This window comes from Streptomyces viridiviolaceus, assembly GCF_014650995.1.
Taxonomy (GTDB): Bacteria; Actinomycetota; Actinomycetes; order Streptomycetales; family Streptomycetaceae; genus Streptomyces; species Streptomyces viridiviolaceus.
Genome location: NZ_BMWA01000002.1, coordinates 443,874 through 456,918 on the forward strand (window position 1 = coordinate 443,874; position 13,045 = coordinate 456,918).

General features: G+C 75.4%; 10 protein-coding genes and 1 pseudogene. 8 read left to right on the forward strand and 3 right to left on the reverse strand.

The window, feature by feature from the left end:
* Window positions 1-162: 162 nt before the first annotated feature.
* From IE260_RS04050 to IE260_RS04085, 8 genes and pseudogenes are all read left to right on the forward strand, one after another.
* On the forward strand, window positions 163-1,152 hold the full coding sequence (locus IE260_RS04050) for a glycosyltransferase family 9 protein (protein ID WP_189869036.1): 990 nt from the start codon (window positions 163-165) through the stop codon (window positions 1,150-1,152).
* On the forward strand, window positions 1,149-2,099 hold the full coding sequence (locus IE260_RS04055; RefSeq protein WP_189869037.1) for a glycosyltransferase: 951 nt from the start codon (window positions 1,149-1,151) through the stop codon (window positions 2,097-2,099). Before IE260_RS04050 ends, IE260_RS04055 begins: the two co-directional genes overlap by 4 nt.
* Window positions 2,096-3,313, forward strand: a complete 1,218-nt coding sequence (locus IE260_RS04060) for a glycosyltransferase (RefSeq protein ID WP_189869038.1) — start codon at window positions 2,096-2,098, stop codon at window positions 3,311-3,313. The genes IE260_RS04055 and IE260_RS04060 overlap by 4 nt, the downstream gene beginning before the upstream one ends.
* Complete coding sequence (locus IE260_RS04065; protein WP_189869039.1) at window positions 3,313-3,927, forward strand: D-sedoheptulose-7-phosphate isomerase; 615 nt, start codon at window positions 3,313-3,315, stop codon at window positions 3,925-3,927. The genes IE260_RS04060 and IE260_RS04065 overlap by 1 nt, the downstream gene beginning before the upstream one ends.
* Window positions 3,920-5,287: a D-glycero-beta-D-manno-heptose 1-phosphate adenylyltransferase gene (gene rfaE2, locus IE260_RS04070; protein WP_189869040.1), complete on the forward strand. Its 1,368-nt coding sequence runs from the start codon at window positions 3,920-3,922 to the stop codon at window positions 5,285-5,287. Before IE260_RS04065 ends, rfaE2 begins: the two co-directional genes overlap by 8 nt.
* Before the next feature lie 380 nt (window positions 5,288-5,667).
* Window positions 5,668-6,663 (forward strand): annotated as a pseudogene (locus IE260_RS04075) (glycosyltransferase family 9 protein); the annotation flags it as partial.
* Window positions 6,664-6,759: 96 nt separating this feature from the next.
* Entirely contained in the window at window positions 6,760-7,686 is a 927-nt protein-coding gene (locus IE260_RS04080) for a glycosyltransferase family 2 protein (RefSeq protein ID WP_189869070.1), read from the forward strand.
* Window positions 7,683-8,579: a glycosyltransferase family 2 protein gene (locus IE260_RS04085; protein WP_189869041.1), complete on the forward strand. Its 897-nt coding sequence runs from the start codon at window positions 7,683-7,685 to the stop codon at window positions 8,577-8,579. Before IE260_RS04080 ends, IE260_RS04085 begins: the two co-directional genes overlap by 4 nt.
* A 64-nt stretch (window positions 8,580-8,643) precedes the next feature.
* On the opposite strand, the gene IE260_RS04090 is transcribed toward IE260_RS04085, so the two are convergent.
* The 3 genes from IE260_RS04090 to IE260_RS04100 all read right to left on the reverse strand — a co-directional run bounded on the left by IE260_RS04090 (window position 8,644) and on the right by IE260_RS04100 (window position 12,942).
* On the reverse strand, window positions 8,644-9,561 hold the full coding sequence (locus tag IE260_RS04090) for a polysaccharide pyruvyl transferase family protein (protein WP_229880402.1): 918 nt from the start codon (window positions 9,559-9,561) through the stop codon (window positions 8,644-8,646).
* Between the two features lie 58 nt (window positions 9,562-9,619).
* Window positions 9,620-12,424, reverse strand: coding sequence for a helix-turn-helix transcriptional regulator (locus IE260_RS04095; RefSeq protein WP_189869042.1), 2,805 nt, complete (start codon window positions 12,422-12,424; stop codon window positions 9,620-9,622).
* 293 nt (window positions 12,425-12,717) lie between these two features.
* A complete protein-coding gene (locus IE260_RS04100) occupies window positions 12,718-12,942 on the reverse strand; it encodes an acyl-CoA carboxylase subunit epsilon (RefSeq protein WP_189869072.1) in 225 nt (74 codons plus the stop codon).
* Between the last annotated feature and the right edge of the window lie 103 nt (window positions 12,943-13,045).

Sequence of the window (13,045 nt, forward strand, 5' to 3'; positions counted from 1 at the left end):
TGGCTCGGGGTTCGGCCCGGGTGGGCCTGTCGCTCGTGGTGGTGGGGTCGGCTCGGAGCCGTGGGGTTCCGGTGGCGGGCGCCGCTTCGGGTGCGGGCGGGGCGTGCCCGTCGACGGCGGTGGGCCGACGGGATCCGGTACCTCGGACCTGCGGAGGCCGCGATGAAAGCGCTCGTCACGCGTCTGGACAGCTTCGGCGACGTCCTGCTCGCCGGGCCCGCCGTCCGGGCCGTCGCCGCCCGCGCCGAACACGTCACCATGCTGTGCGGACCGCGCGGCGCGCCGGCCGCGCGGCTGCTGCCCGGCGTCGACGACGTACTCGTGTGGGACGCGCCGTGGGGCGGTTTCCGGCCCCCCGACGTGGACCGCGCGGACATCGACCGCCTCGTCGACCGCATCGACGCCGACACCGCCCTGATCCTCACCTCGTTCCACCAGTCCCCGCTGCCCACCGCCCTGGTGCTGCGGCTGGCCGGCGTCCGGTACATCGCCGCGGACAGCGTGGACTACCCCGGCTCCCTGCTCGACCTGCGTCACCGGCGCGCCCCCCACGCCCACGAGACGGAGGCCGCACTCGACCTCGCCGAGGCCGCCGGGTTCCCCCGGCCCGACGACGGGCGGCTGCGCGTCCTGCCCCCGCCCGGCACCGCCGACCTCACCGGCCCCGGACCGTACGTCGTGCTCCACCCCGGCGCCAGCGTCCCCGCCCGCGCCTGGAGCCCCGACCGCAGCGCCGAGGCGGTACGCGAACTGGCCGCCGCCGGACACCGGGTGCTGGTCACCGGCGGCCCCGACGAACGCGACCTGACCGCGTACGTCGCGGGCGACCACGGCACCGACCTCGGCGGCCGTACCGAGGCCCCGGAACTGGCCGGCGTCCTCGCGGGCGCCACCGTCGTCGTCACCGGCAACACCGCGCCCGCCCATCTCGCCGCCGCCGTGGGCACCCCGGTCGTGTCGCTGTTCGCCCCGGTCGTGCCCGCCGAGCGCTGGCGGCCGTACGGCGTCCCCTACGTGCTGCTCGGCGACCAGGACGCGCCGTGCGCCGACAGCCGGGCCCGGGACTGCCCCGTCCCCGGCCACCCCTGTCTGAACACCGTCACCGCCACCGACGTGACCGCGGCCGTCGAGAAGCTCCTGGGGGAGACATGAGGATTCTCATCTGGCACGTGCACGGGTCGTGGACCACGGCCTTCGTGCAGGGCCCGCACACCTACCTCGTCCCCGTCACCCCGGACCGCGGCCCCGACGGACTCGGCCGCGCCCGCACCTGGGACTGGCCGGACTCCGTCGTCGAAGTCCCGCTGGAGCGGCTGCGGGACGAGCACGTCGACCTCGTGGTCCTCCAGCGTCCGCACGAACTGGCCCTGGTCGACCAGTGGCTGGGCCGCCGCCCGCCCCTGGTGTACCTGGAGCACAACGCGCCCGACGGCGACGTGCCCCACACTCGCCACCCGGCCGCAGACATCCCGGGAGCCACCCTCGTCCACGTCACCCACTTCAACCGGCTGATGTGGGACGCCGGCCCGGCCCCCACCGTCGTCGTCGAGCACGGCATCGTCGACCCCGGGCACCGCTGGACCGGCGAGCTGAACCGGGCGGCCGTCGTGGTCAACGAGCCCATCCGCCGCGGCCGTACCACCGGAACCGACCTGCTGCCGGAGTTCTCCCGGGCCGCCCCGCTCGACGTGTTCGGCATGCGCACCGAAGGGCTCGCCGTGCACCTCGGCGTCGACCCCGACCGCTGCCGAACCCAGGACGTCGTCCAGAGCGAGCTGCACACGCAGCTGGCCCGACGGCGCGTGTACATTCACCCCGTCCGTTGGACCTCCCTCGGCCTGTCCCTGCTGGAGGCCATGCACCTGGGCATGCCCGTGGTCGCGCTCGCCACCACCGAGGTGACCGAGGCGGTGCCCCCGGGCGCCGGAGTGGTCTCCAACCGCATCGACGTATTGACCGACGCCGTACGGGACTTCATGGCCGATCCGCTGCACGCGCGCACGGTCGGCGACGGCGCCCGAGCGGCGGCCCTGTCCCGTTACGGGCTGTCCCGCTTCCTGGACGACTGGGAGCGGCTGCTGAAGGAGGTGACCCGATGAGGATCGCCATGGTGTCCGAGCACGCGAGCCCTCTCGCCGCGCTCGGCGGCGTCGACGCCGGTGGACAGAACGTCTACGTGGCCCGTCTCACCGAGGAACTGGCCAGGCGCGGCCACGACGTCACGGTCTACACCCGCCGCGACTCCCTCGACCTGCCCGACCGGGTACCGCTGCCGGGCGGGGCCGTCGTCGAGCACGTGCCGGCCGGACCGGCCGAGGCCGTCCCCAAGGACGACCTGTTCCCCCACATGCCGGTCTTCGGCGCCCACCTGGCACGTGCCTGGGGCCGCGACCGGCCCGACGTCGTGCACGCCCACTTCTGGATGTCCGGCCTGGCCTCCCGGATAGGCGTGCAGCCGCACGGCATCCCCCTCGTGCAGACCTTCCACGCCCTCGGCACCGTCAAGCGGCGCCACCAGGGCCTGCGGGACACCAGCCCGTACGAGCGCATCGGCATCGAGCGGCAGATCGGCCGCGAGTGCGAACGGGTCCTGGCCACCTGCACCGACGAGGTCGTCGAACTGGGCGACATGGGCGTGCCGCCCCGGCAGGTGTCCGTGGTGCCCTGCGGTGTCGACGCCGACCACTTCCACCCCGATGCCGACACCCGCCGCGCGCCCGCCCGACGGCAGCGGCACCGGTTGCTCTCCTGCGGCCGGCTGGTCCCCCGCAAGGGCTACGACCAGGCCATCGAGGCCCTGGCCCGGATCCCCGACACCGAACTGCTCGTCGTCGGCGGCCCGTCGGCCGACGGCCTGAGCACCGACGCCGAGGCGCAGCGCCTGACCGCGCTAGCCGAGCGCACCGGCGTCGCCGACCGGGTCCGGCTGCTCGGCGCGGTCGACCCGCACTTCATGCCCGGCCTGCTGCGCAGCGCGGACCTGGTGCTGTGCACCCCGGTCTACGAACCCTTCGGCATCGTGCCGCTGGAGGCCATGGCGTGCGGCGTGCCCGTCCTCGCCACCGACGTCGGCGGCCACCGCGACTCCGTGGCCGACGGCATCACCGGCCGGCTCGTGCCGCCGCAGGACCCCGAGGCCGTCGCGGAAGCCGCCCGCGCGCTCCTCGCCGACGAGCCGCTGCGCCGGCAGTACGGCCTGAGCGGCCGCGAACGCGTCCTCAGGCACTACACCTGGCGGCGCGTCGCCGACGGCGCGGAGCAGGTCTACCGCCTGACGCTCGCCGACCACGCGCTGGCGCAGGAGGTGGCGTGATGACCGTGCACCCGCCCGTCGTCGGGCACTGCGACGAACTCCTGGAAGCGCTCGGGGCGTTCCGCGCCTCCGCGCACATCACCCAGCGCTGGGGCGACCGGCTCGCGTCCGTCCTCTCCGGCGGCGGCCGCCTGCTGGCCGCGGGCAACGGCGGCAGCGCCGCCCAGGCCCAGCACCTGACCGCCGAACTCGTCGGCCGCTACCGGGACGACCGGCCGCCGTTCTCCGCGATCGCCCTGCACGCCGACACCTCCAGCACCACGGCGATCGCCAACGACTACGGCGTCGACGAGGTGTTCGCCCGCCAGGTACGCGCCCACGGCCGCCCCGGCGACGTGCTGATGCTGCTGTCCACCAGCGGTGCCAGCGCCAACCTGCTCTCCGCTGCGGACGCGGCCCGCGCGGCCGGGGTGCGGGTGTGGGCGCTGACCGGCCCGGCCCCCAACCCGCTCATGGCGGGCAGCGACGAGTCCCTGTGCGTCGACGCGCCCACCACGGCCACCGTCCAGGAGATCCACCTGGTCGCGGTGCACATGGTGTGCGCGGCCTTCGACGCCGCACTGGAGCGGGGCGTACGCGGGCGGGAACGCGGAGGTGACACGACGCATGGCTGACAAGACGCCGCTGGTGGTGGTCGGCGACGCCCTGCTGGACCGCGATCTGACCGGCTCCGCCGACCGGCTCGCGCCGGACGCGCCGGTGCCGGTCGTGTCCGAGTGCGCGGAACGCGTACGGCCCGGCGGCGCCGCGCTCGCCGCGTACCTCGCGGCCCGCGACGGCCGCGAGGTCACGCTGATCGCGGGCGTCGGAGACGACCCGGCCGGCCACGTCCTGCGCGAACTGCTCGAGCCCTGGCTGACGCTGGTCCCGCTGCCGCTGACCGGGACACTGCCCGAGAAGACCCGTGTCCTGGCGCAGGACCGCCCCGTCGTCCGCCTCGACCGCGGCGGCGGCCGGGCCCGCGAGGCCACCGACGCGGCCCGCGCCGTGCTGCGCTCCGCCCGGGCCGTCCTCGTCTCCGACTACGGCCGCGGCGCCGCCGACACCCTGCGGGACGTCCTCGCCGCCCGCCCCCCGCTGGTCTGGGACCCCCACCCGCGCGGCGGGCCGCCGGTGCCGGGCACCCGGCTGGTGACGCCGGCCGAGAAGGAGGCGCACGGCTTCGCCCCGCAGGACGGTGACGCGGGCGGCGGACTGCGGGCCGCCGCGCACAGCGCCGCCGCCCTCGTACGCGACTGGCGGGCCGCCGCCGTCGCCGTCACGCTCGGCGCGCGCGGCGCCCTGCTGTCGTACGGCGAACACCCGCTGCTCGTCCCGGCGCCGGCCTCCCACCACGGCGACTCCTGCGGTGCCGGGGACCGGTTCGCGGCGACCGCCGCCGGGCTGCTCGCCGACGGTGCGCTGGTGGGGGAGGCCGTCGAGGGTGCCGTCCTGGCCGCGACCGCGTTCGTCGCCGCGGGCGGCGCGGGCGCCCTGCCGCGTGCCGACTCCCGCCCGGCAGCGCCCTCGTCCGACACCGACGACCCGCACGCCCTGGCCGCCCGCATCCGCGCCCAGCACGGCACCGTCGTCGCCGCGGGCGGCTGCTTCGACCTGCTGCACGCCGGCCACGTCGGCCTCCTCCAGGCCGCCCGGCGGCTCGGCGACTGCCTGGTGGTGTGCGTCAACTCCGACGCCTCGGTACGGCGCCGCAAGGGCGACGGCCGTCCCGTCAACCCCCTCGCCGACCGGGTCCGCGTGCTGCGCGCGCTCGCCTGCGTCGACGCCGTCGCCGTCTTCGACGAGGACACGCCGGAACGGCTCCTCGGCGACCTTCGCCCGGACGTGTGGGTCAAGGGCGGCGACTACGCGGGCGCCGACCTGCCCGAGGCCGCGCTGCTCCAGGAGTGGGGCGGCCAGGCAGTCCTGCTGCCCTACCTCGACGGCCGCTCCTCCACGGCCCTGATGGCGCGGGCGGCGGAGGGAGTCCGATGACGGGTCCCACACCGGCCTTCAGGTCCCCGGGCGACCCGCCGCATCCGCCGCCGGCCCCCTGGACACGGGGCGCGTCGAACCCGGCCTCGCCCTCCCCGGGTGGGCCGGTGCATCCGGCGCCTGGTGATGGTGTGCCGGGTGGGGCTCGGGCGGCCTGGCTGTCGGCGGGTGGGTCGGTGACGGGTGATCGGGTGCTTTCGGCGTCCGGTGGTGTGGTGTCGGACGAGGGCCGGGTGGCCTGGCTGTCGGCGGGTGGGCCGGTGACGGGTGATCGGGTGCTTTCGGCGTCCGGTGGTGTGGTGTCGGACGAGGGCCGGGTGGCCTGGCTGTCGGCGGGTGGGCCGGTGACGGGTGATCCGGTGCATCCGGCGCCCGGTGATGTGGCGCGGGGCGCCTCGTGCCCGGCGCCGGGCGGCGGGGCCGCTGCGCGGCCCCGCGTCCTCGTGCTGCGCGCCCTCGGACTCGGGGACCTCCTCGCCGGCGTCCCCGCCCTGCGGGCCCTGCGCCGCGCCTACCCGGACCACGAACTGGTGCTGGCCACGCCCGCCGAACTGGCGCCCGTCGTCACGGCGATCGGTGTCGTGGACAGGCTGCTGCCCGCCGCCGCACCCGGCCGTGCCGTGCCGCGCCGGCTCGACTGGACGGGCCCGCCCCCCGACGTCGCCGTCGACCTGCACGGCAACGGCCCGCCCAGCCACCGGCTGCTGAGCCGCCTGCGCCCGCTGAGGCTGCTGGCGTTCGCCCACCCCGGCACCCCGGAGATCGACGGCCCGCCCTGGGACGCGGAGGAACACGAACGCGACCGCTGGTGCCGGCTCCTCACGGCGTACGGCATCGACGCCGACCCGACCGACCTGCGGCTGCCCCGCCCGTCCGTACCGTCCCCGGCCCCCGGCGCCGTCGTGCTGCACCCCGGCGCCGGCGCCCCCTCCCGCTGCTGGCCCGTCGAGCGGTACGCGGCCGTCGCCGAGACCCTGCGCGCCCGCGGCCACCGGGTCGTGGTCACCGGGGGAGCGGACGAGGGCGACCTCGTGGCCCGCCTCGCCAAACTCGCCGACCTGCCCGACACGGACGTGTTCGGCGGCGGCCTGCCCTACGACCGGCTCTCCGCCCTGGTCGCCGACGCCCGGGCCGTGGTCAGCGGCGACACCGGCATCGCCCACCTGGCCGTCGCCCACGCCGCGCCGTCCGTCACCCTCTTCGGCCCCGTGCCGCCCAGCCGCTGGGGCCCGCCCGCGCACCCCCGCCACCGTGCCCTGTGGCACCCCGGCCCGGACGGCGACCCGCACGGCCACGAGCCCGACCCGGCGCTGCTGCGCATCGGCACCGACGACGTCCTGCACGCACTCGACGCCCTGGACGCATCCGACGCCCCCGGGACCCGCCCGGCGGATCCCGTCGCGGACCCGCGTTCCCACGGCACCGCACGTTCCCCGCGCCCCGGCCCGGCGGACCGTCCCCAGCGAGGCACCATGAACCACGGTACGAACCACGGTCCGTCGACCACCCGTCGACGACGAGGCGCCGACTCCCCGAAACCCGCACCCGTGGGCGTCGTCATCGCCACCCGCGACCGCGCCGCGCGCCTCGCCGTCACCCTGCGCCACCTGCTCGCCCTCCCCGAGCGGCCCGACGTCCTCGTCGTCGACAACGCCTCCACCGACGACACCCGCGCGATGCTCGCCCGCGACTTCCCGAAGGTCCGCGTGGTCTCCCTGCCGTTCAACCGCGGCGCCCTCGCCCGCACCCACGGCGTCCGCGCCCTCGACACGCCGTACGTGGCGTTCAGCGACGACGACTCCTGGTGGGCACCCGGCGCGCTGAGCACCGCCGCCCGCCTGTTCGACGAGCACCCGCGGCTCGGCCTGCTCGCCGCCCGCACCCTCGTCGGCCCCGCCGAGGACGCCGACCCGCTCAACGACGTGCTCGCCGGCTCCCCCCTGGGTCCGGCCACCGACCTCCCCGGCACCCAGGTGCTCGGCTTCCTCGCCTGCGCCTCGATCGTCCGCCGGGAGGCCTATCTCGACGCGGGCGGCTACCACCCCCTGCTGTTCTTCGGCGCCGAGGAGACCCTCCTCGCCTACGACCTGGCCGCCCGCGGCTGGGGCGTCACCCACTGCCCCGACGTCGTCGCCCACCACCACCCGAACCCCGGCCCCCGCACCGGCCGCCCGGCCGTCGTGCGCCGCAACGAACTCCTCACCGCCTGGCTGCGCCGCCCCCTGCCCCACGCCCTCGCCCGCACCCGCGCCCTCGCCGCCCAGGCCCGCACCGACCCGCACGCCCGCCGTGCCCTGCGCGAGACCCTCACCCGCCTGCCCGCCGCCCTGCGCGCCCGCAGGCCCCTGCCCCCGCACGTGGAGCGGGCCGCCCGCCTCCTGGACGGAACGACCTCATGACCGACACCCGCACCACCGTCGTCGTCATCACCCACAACAGGCGCGCCGAACTCCTCCACACCCTCGACCGCCTCGCCGAACTCCCCGAGAAACCCCAGGTGATCGTCACCGACAACGCCTCCACCGACGGCACGGCCTCCGCCGTCGCCCGCCACCACCCTCGGGTACGGCTGCTGCGCCCCGGCCGCAACCTCGGCGCCGTCGGCCGGAACCTGGCGGTCCGCCAGGTCCGCACGCCGTACGTGGCCTTCTGCGACGACGACTCGTGGTGGGCGCCGGGATCGCTGGCGGGGGCCGCCGACCTGCTCGACCGGTACCCCGCCGTCGGGTCCGTCACCGCCCGCATCGTCGTCGAACCGCAGGGCACCGAGGACCCCATCGTCGAGGAACTGCGCGACTCGCCCGTACCCGGCCCGGACTGGCTGCCGGGACCGGCGCTCGGGTCCTTCCTGGCCGCCGCGACCGTGCTGCGCACCGACGCCTTCCGGGCCGCCGGCGGCTTCCATCCCCGGCTGTGGCTCGGCGGCGAGGAGGAGCTGCTCGCCGCGGACCTCGCGGCGAACGGCTGGTGGCTGACGTACGCCGACGAACTGACGATCCATCACCGTCCGTCGGTCGTCCGGGACGCCACGCTGCGGCGGGCGCACGGCATCCGCAACACCCTGTGGTTCACCTGGCTGCGCCGCCCGGCCGGCGCCGCGCTGCGCCGCACCCTGCACCTGGCCCGCACCGTCCCGCGCGACACGGCGTCCCTGCGCGCCTTCGCCGAGGCGACGGCCGCCCTCCCGTGGATCCTGCGCGAACGCCGGGTGCTGCCCGCTGAGGTCGAGGCCCGGCTGCGCCTGCTGGAACCGGCCCAGCGCCGATCGACCGCCCGCAGTTACACCGGCTGACGACCACCTCCCGCCGCCCGCCTGCCGGGCCGGCGGCACAGCGTCCGGAACGCGGGGGACGGCGTCACCGGCCGACCGGCCTCGCCCCCAGCGCCGCCACCAGGTCGTCCGCGCCGTCCCGGCCCGCGTCCGCCGCCCGGAACCCGGCACCGGTCCGCCGGGCCTCGTCCCGCCCGCCGGTCAGGCACCACTCCCACCAGTGGTCCAGCACTCCCGTCTCCAACCGCTCGCCGGCCACCAGCGCGGGCCAGCCGCAGGCGTGGGCCTGCGCCGTCACCTTCGCGCCGCCCGCCACCGGGTCCACCGCCAGCGCCGGAGTACCGGCCCGCAGCGCCAGCACCAGCCCGTGCAGCCGGTCGGTGACGACGAGGTCCAGCCGGGACAGCACGGCCTCCAGCTGGGCCGGCGTGGCGCACAGCCGCCAGTCGTGGGCGTCGAGCCGGGTCTCCAGCTCCAGCCGCGCACAGTCCTTTCCGGCCAGCCAGCGCGTCACACCCGCGGCGACCTCCTCGTGGAGCCGCTGCCGCCCGTACTCGTGCTGCCCGTGCGTGAGCACCACCCCGACCACGGGCCGGGCGGGCAGCCCGGGCGCGCGGGCCGCGAGGTCCGTCGTCGGCTCGTGTCCGGCGGCGTCCCGGGCCAGCACACGGTCGAAACCGGTGACGGCCGGGGAGCCGGGGTCGACGACGGAGACGCCGACCGCGATCCGCACGCAGTGCGCGAACCGCCGGTGCAGCTCCTCGACCCGCGGTCCGTGCGCCGGGCCGCACACGAAGACCAGGTGGGAGTACGCCGCCGGGTCCACGTCCTCGAAGTGCAGCGCCCGTGCCCGGAACCCGGGGCTCCATACGACGTCGTACGCGAACCCCGCGTCCCGCAGCACCTCCTCCACCCGCCGCAACGCCAGTACGTCCCCGGCGGTCGCCTCCCCGTCCAGGAAGCTGAACCACCCGGCCAGCAGAATCCTCTGTCGTTCCTGCACAAGGCACGCGAGTGCCCCTGCCGGGCGGGACGCAATCACGGACGGCTCACCGGCCCGGTCACGCCAGCAGCGGGAACTCGACCAGCATGGGCGCGAGCTTGACCGAGAGCTCCGCGCGCCGCTTCACGCTGAGCTTCCGGTACACGCGCGTCAGGTGCTGCTCCACCGTGCTGGTCGTGATGAACAGCTTGCGCCCGATCTCCCGGTTGCTGTAGCCGCTGGCCGCCAGTGCCGCCACACGCTGCTCCGCGTCACTGAGGGCCGCGAAGGGCGCGGTGCGCTGGGCCGGAATGGCGACCGTGGCCGCGGCTTCGACGGCCGGCTGCTCGGCCGCCGGCCGGATCTCGGCCTGCAGGGCCGGCAGACCGAGCGCGACCGGGTCCGCGCCGGCGGCCATGGCCACCTTGTGGGCGCGGGCGGCCATCAGCCGGGCCTTGACGGATTCGTTCTGCTTGTCGTGGGCGCTGCTCAGGTCGGCGAGGGCGAGGGCGAGTTCGAGCTGGTCGCCGCATTCGGTCAGCTGTGCGGCGGCCTCCCGCAGGAGCACCTGCCGCTTGCCCTGCTCGCCGGCGCCGGCCAGCGCGCGCAGGGTCCTGCCCCGTACCCACGGCTCGTGGGCACCCGGACGGGCCGCCTGGGCGTCGAGGAGTTCACGGGCCTGCTCCGGCTGGCCCAGCCGTATGTGCACATGGGCCAGGGTGCTGCGCCAGGGGAAGAGGAGGGGGAAGTCCAGGCCCCAGCTCTCCAGCAGGGCCCCGCAGGTCCCGAGATCGCCGCGCGCGGCCTCCAGGTGCTGGGCGGCCAAGTGGTAACGGCCACGGGCCAGGAGGAACTTCGGCCAGTGGATGGTGCCCTTCACCGCCTTCGGCACGACCTGGCCCGCCACCTTTTCGGCCTCGTCGAGCGCCCCCATCGCGGTCAGCGTGGACAGCAGGGTGGCCAGCGGATCGGCGATACCGACCCCCCAGGTCTCCACGGGTACCTCGTCGAGCGCCTGGCGGGCGTAGCGCTCGGCACCGATGAGGTCGCCGGCGCGCAGCGCCATGTCCGCCAGCATCGCCGTGAGGGTGGCCGTCCACTCGACGGCTCCCTGGTCCCGTGCCCCCTTGCTCAGCTTGTGGCACCACTGAGCCGCGTGGTCGGCCCGGCCGCCGTAGAGCTGGATGGCTATGGCCGCCTGCACGGACTCCAGCAGGGTGTGGCCCGGCAGGCAGCTCTGGAGCACCTGCTCCGCGTGGTGCGCGACCTTGTCGTCGAGGGCCGCGCTGAGCAGGGCCACGGTGCACGAGGCCGACTCGCCCGGGCGGGTGCCGCCCGCCGAGCCGGTGCTCAGGAGCGGATGGGTGAACCGGAGCCATTCCGCGGTGAGATGGAGTTCCGCGGCGATCTGGTGGTCGGCCTCCTGGTGGGTCCGGCCGACCCAGTCCAGGGTCCCGGCGGCGTCGGAGGCGAGGCCCCGCCACAGCAGGTGGCGGCTGAGCGTCGCCGCGTCGCGGTCGCTGAGCCGCCCGGCGGTGCACGCGGAGGTCAGCGGGTGCAGGAGCCGGCCCACCGACGAGGGGTTCAGCGCGCTCTGTATCCGGGACAGCGTCGCCGCGAGCGAGGCGCGCTCCTGCTCGCACTGCGACACCTTGCGCGCGGTCTCCAGCAGTTCGGCGGCCTGGCTCAGTTCGCCGTGCGCGAGGGCGCGCTGGGCGGCGGTGTGCAGGACCTCCACCGCCCACGGGTCGGCCGGTGTCACGTACGCGACCAGGTGGTGCGCGACGTCGAGTGAGCAGGCCCCGTGGTCGTGCAGGAGGCGGGCCGCCCGCAGGTGCAGGGCGGAACGTTCCATCTCCGACAGCTCGTCGAGTACCGCCTGCCGGTACACCGGGTGGCGGAACCTTTCGCCCACGACGATGCCCGTCGCCTCCAGGGCGGCCAGGCCCTGCATGACCGTGTTCTGCTTCTCCGCGAGCAGTTCGGCCATCAGCGCCGGCGTGGCGTGGGCGTCCAGCACCGCCAGGGCGCGGGCCACGGCGTGCAGCTGGGGGCCCCAGCGATGCAGGGACATGAGTACGGCGTGCCGGTGGTGGTGGCCGTCGAGTCGCACCGGTGTGCCGGCCGCGGAGTCGGACGCCGTCACCCTGGCGGCGTCCGACGCCAGGGCCTTGACGAGGAGCGGGCTGCCGCCGCTCGCCGCGTGGAAGGCCGTGGCGGTCTCCTGGCAGATGTCACGGGCGAGGACGGCCCGCAGTAATTCGGCGGTCTCGGGCACGCTCAGCGAGCCGAGCCGGATGTGCGCGGAGGACGACTGGCTGGTGAACTCCGCGAGGAACAGCGGGTGCAGCATCCTGGGCATCGGCTGCCATTCGGTCGCCACCACCATGATGCGGGCGGAGGCGATACGGCGCTGGAGATACAGCAGGGCCTGGAGGCTGGGTTCGTCGGCGTACTGGATGTCGTCGATGGCCAGGACGACGGTCCGCTCCTGGGCCAGGTCGACGAGGATGGAGCAGGTTTCCCGGAAGAGCTGGGCGTGGGTGTGACCGAGGAGTTCCGCCTTGGCCGCGAAGGACGCCGCCGCGGTGGAACCCTCGTCGAGGAGACGGTCGACGCGGGCGGAGACCTCCGCGGGAAGACCGGCCGAGCGAAGCAGCTGCCCGATGACGCCCAGCGAAAGGTTGCTCTCCATGCGGGCGCCGGTGGCGCGCAGTACCAGGGCGCCCGACTCGACGGCGAAGTCGACGAATCCGACGAGGAGTTCTGTCTTCCCGCTTCCGCCCGGGCCACTGATCAGGACGGTCCGCCCTCTGCCTTGTGAGCTGTTCCTGAAGGCTTCGACGGTGACTTCCGTCGCCTGATGCCGGTCGTCCGAGTGCATCGCGCTTCCCCCAAGCGTCGGTCTCGTGTTCGGTCGCAGGTTCGCGACCCCGGGGGGCGCATGACGAGGCGTGACTCGCTGCTCAGTGTCCCCCGTTTGCCGGGCGCTGCCCTGGCGGAGGTGCGGCCAGGGTGCCCGAGGCGCTGGAAGTCTAACCCGGCCCAAATGGCTGAGACAAGCGTGTCAGACAAAAGTTCAACCAGGCGTGCCGTGGGTTAATCTCCCAGGTCAAAGAGGTGATTAAGCGGAATCCGGTTGCGGATCGACTCCTTCCTTGACCAATCCTTGGTGTCTCAGACCTGCCAGGAGTGCGGGGCGCGGAAGCCGGGGTGGCGCTCGGGGCGATGCCAGCGGGAGGCGGTGCGGACGCGGGAGCCACCGGGGGAAGGGCTCTCCGGCCGGGCCGCGGCGCGGGCGAGGAGTACGGCGGTGACGGCGGCGAGCTCCTCGGGTTCGGCGTGTCCCTTCTCGACGCGGAGAAAGGCCTCATTGCGCAGGGCACGGGTGACGGACGCGATCACGTGAGGTGTTCTCCTCCTGGGTCACTGGGGCGGGTTGCCGTGTTTGCGGGAGGGCAGGTCGGCGTGTTTGGTGTGGAGCATCGCGAGGGACGTGATGAGG